Annotated in this window: 4 protein-coding genes; all 4 read left to right on the top strand. The window is 64.5% G+C overall.

Annotation, left to right across the window (positions count from 1 at the left end):
* The first annotated feature begins 76 nt into the window (after window positions 1-76).
* Entirely contained in the window at window positions 77-940 is an 864-nt protein-coding gene (gene gluQRS, locus Q0349_RS01390; RefSeq protein ID WP_298079002.1) for a tRNA glutamyl-Q(34) synthetase GluQRS, read from the top strand.
* 63 nt (window positions 941-1,003) lie between these two features.
* The gene (locus Q0349_RS01385; RefSeq protein WP_298079001.1) at window positions 1,004-1,612 is read left to right on the top strand and encodes a PepSY-associated TM helix domain-containing protein; all 609 of its coding nucleotides are present in this window, start codon (window positions 1,004-1,006) and stop codon (window positions 1,610-1,612) included.
* 113 nt (window positions 1,613-1,725) lie between these two features.
* Window positions 1,726-3,036, top strand: a complete 1,311-nt coding sequence (locus Q0349_RS01380; protein ID WP_298079000.1) for an NADPH cytochrome P450 oxidoreductase family protein — start codon at window positions 1,726-1,728, stop codon at window positions 3,034-3,036.
* Window positions 3,037-3,068: 32 nt separating this feature from the next.
* The coding region (locus tag Q0349_RS01375; protein ID WP_298078999.1) for a hypothetical protein at window positions 3,069-3,374 on the top strand (306 nt) is incomplete at its 3' end.

The following is a 3,374-nucleotide window of genomic DNA, read 5'->3' as shown; positions in this document are numbered from 1 at the left end:
CGCAGCGACAAGCATTGCTTGCGAAGCAAGAGAGAGGGGCTTATCCGCCGAATTGTAAACAGCCCCTAACGTCGCCATGAAAACACAACCCTACATTGGCCGCTTTGCCCCCACCCCCAGCGGCCCTTTGCATCTCGGTTCGCTGGTGGCGGCGCTCGGCAGTTACCTCGATGCGCGCGCCCACGGCGGGCGCTGGTTGCTGCGCGTGGAAGACGTCGATCGCACGCGCAGCCGCGCCGACTACATCGCGGCGCAATTGCAATCGCTGCGCGCGCACGGCCTGCATCATGATGGCGACATCCGCGTGCAATCAGAACACCTCGCCGATTACCACGCCGCGCTGGCGCAACTGCGCCCGCATCTCTACCCCTGCACCTGTAGCCGCAAACAGTGGCACGCCCGCGCGCATGACGGCGCGCTCGGCCTCGTCTATCCCGGCGACTGCCGCGACCAGCCGCTCACCGACCTCGCCCCAACCGATGCCGCCATCCGCCTGCGTCTGCCAGACGATACCGTCGCCTTTGCCGACCGCTGGCTCGGCGACTGCCGCTTTGACCTTGCGCGCGAGATTGGCGATCCAGTGCTGCGCCGCCGCGACGGCGACATCGCCTACGCCCTCGCCGTCGTTGTCGATGACGGCTTGCAAGGCATCACCGACGTGGTGCGCGGCCAGGATTTGGTCGCCGCCACCACCATCCATCTGGTATTGCAGCAAATGCTTGGCTTGCCGCAACCCCGCTATTTGCACCTGCCGCTGGTGCTGAATGCCGACGGCAGCAAACTGAGCAAACAGAACCACGCCCCCGCGCTCAACGACGCCACCCCCGCCGCCAACCTGCTTGCCGCGCTGCGCCATCTGCAACAGGACTGCGACGGCCTGAGCACGACGATGCCGGTCGATACCCTGTTGCATGAGGCGGTGCGGCGCTGGCGCCATTAGGGGCGGTTGGCAAAACCGCCCCATTCGCTTACCCTTTGCCGCTTTCCACCACCCCGCCGCACCATGCAACAAACCTTCTTCCGCCTGATGCGCCTCGCCCACTGGGTCATCGGCGCCTTCATCCTCACCACCCTGACCTTCTTCGCTGCCACCGGCTTCATGCTCAACCACGGCAAATGGTTCGAGCAGGAGCCCGTGCAAAACGACCAGGAATACACCCTGCCGGACACCCTGCCGCTGCCCGAACTGAGCGACGACCCGAACGCGCCCACGCCCGCCCTTGCCCCGGCGCTCACTGCCTGGCTGGCCGAGCGCAGCCCGTACCCGCTCAAGGCCTACCAGATAAAAGTGGAAGCGCCGGAAATCATCCTCGAATACCAGGGGCCGGGCAGCGAAGCCAGCCTCACCATTGACAGCGAAACCCGCGCCGTCGCCTACCACGAACAAAAAAACGGCATCATCGCCCTGCTCAACGACCTGCACAAAGGCCGCCACGCCCCCGCCTTCTGGCGGCTCTACATGGACGCCTTCGCCATCCTCACCCTGTTCGTCGCGCTGAGCGGCCTCGCCCTGCTCGTCTATTACCGCAAACAGCGCGGCAGCACCTGGCTGTGGACGACTACCGGCATCACCCTCCCGCTCATCATCATCCTGCTCGCCATCCATTACTGACTGCCGAATACCCCCTCCCTCGCAAGACGCGCCAGCGTCCGCAGCGGGGGAGGGGGTAAACCCGCTCACCACTTAACCCAAACCACCTCAGCCAACCCAAACCACACCAATCCATGAACCCCACCCTTGCCTACACCCTCATCGCCGCGCAAACCCTCTACTGGCTCTACTACCTCTGGCAACGCCGCCCGCGTACCGCCAGCGACGACAGCGCCCTGCTCCTGCTCTACGCCAGCCAGGGCGGCCAGGCAGAAACGCTGGCCAACCACCTCGCGGACGGCCTCAACACCCGCGCACAAAGCCTTGACGCCTGGCACGCGCGCCACCCGGTGAAAGCCCTTGCCGGCAAAACCCTCATCCTCATCGCCAGCACCACCGGCGACGGCGACCCGCCGGACAACGCCATCCGCTTCAGCCGCAGCCTGAAAAAAACCGGCGCCGCGCTCACCGACACCCGCTACCACCTGCTCGCCCTCGGCGACAAACGCTACCCGCACTACTGCGCCTACGGCTACCACCTTGACGGCGAACTGCAACGCCTCGGCGCGGTGCGCGAAAGCCCCGTTACCACCGTGGACAACCTCGACCCGCAAACCATTGCCTACTGGCAAAAACAACTGGGCGAACACCTGCACACCACGCTCGACGTCCCGGCGCAGCCACCCGCCGCCCGCGCCGTCCTCCTCAGCCGCAGCCGCCTCAACCCGGACAGCGAACAGCCGCTGTACCACCTGCGGCTGGACTGCCCCGCGCTCGCCGCCGACACCGCGCTCATCGAAATCACCATCCCGCACGGTAAAGACGAACTGCGCCGCCAATACAGCGTCGCTGGCATCGCCCCGGACGGCAGCCGCGGACTTGACCTCATCATCCGCCTGCAAACCCACGCGGACGGCACCCCCGGCGCAGGCTCGCACTACCTCACCGAAACCCTCCAGCCCGGCGACGAAGTCAAAGTGCGCGCCCTCACCCACCACCCGGCAGAGTTGCCGGACGCGCCGCGCCCGCTCATCCTCATCGCCAGCGGCAGCGGACTGGCGGGCATCCTCGGCATCCTCGCCCGCATGGAAGCGCGCTACCCGGCGCGCGCGCACGGCCTGCAACACTGGCTCATCTACGGCGAACGCGACCCCGACCACGACCGCATCTACGCCGCCTGCCTCGAAAAACACCAGGAAGACGGCATCCTCACCTGGCTCGACCGCCCCTACAGCCGGGGCGCAACCCGCGAATACGCGCAACACCGCCTCGCCGCGCAACGCGAACGCCTGCACGCCCAACTGGATGCAGGCGCGGTCATCTACATCTGCGGCAGCGCGGACAAAATCGGCGCGGGCGCGCTGGACACCCTGCACGAACTGCTCGGCGCGAAAACCTGCGACCGCCTCGGCAAAGCCGGACGTATCCGCCTGGATACCTACTGAAACCCGCCGCGAAAACCGCTACAATACGCCCCGTGAAAAATCCGAAGAAAAACAATGCCCGAAGGCCCAACTTTTCCCCGTGGGAAAAAGTTGGAAACGCCCTTCACAACCCATTGAAAACAAGGAGGAAAAACACCCCTCGCATTAAAAACTTGTCCCTGCTGCAAAGGGATTGCGACCTTTCCGCGCTCTTCTCCTCGATCTCTTGGGATTTATTGAAAACTTGTCCCTGCCTCAAAGGGATTGCGACGATTACCCCTGTTAGGTTTTACTCTTTTTACTTATTGAAAACTTGTCCCTGCCTCAAAGGGATTGCGACGATTCCATTGATATTATTC

This window comes from uncultured Cardiobacterium sp. (assembly GCF_938028185.1).
Lineage (GTDB): Bacteria > Pseudomonadota > Gammaproteobacteria > Cardiobacteriales > Cardiobacteriaceae > Cardiobacterium.
This window is presented reverse-complemented; position numbering and strand designations above follow the sequence as displayed.

Coding starts and splice junctions, on each gene's coding strand:
- gluQRS (WP_298079002.1), top strand. CDS start 77: ATGAAAACACAACCCTACATTGGCCGCTTTGCCCCCACCCCCAGCGGC.
- Q0349_RS01385 (WP_298079001.1), top strand. CDS start 1,004: ATGCAACAAACCTTCTTCCGCCTGATGCGCCTCGCCCACTGGGTCATC.
- Q0349_RS01380 (WP_298079000.1), top strand. CDS start 1,726: ATGAACCCCACCCTTGCCTACACCCTCATCGCCGCGCAAACCCTCTAC.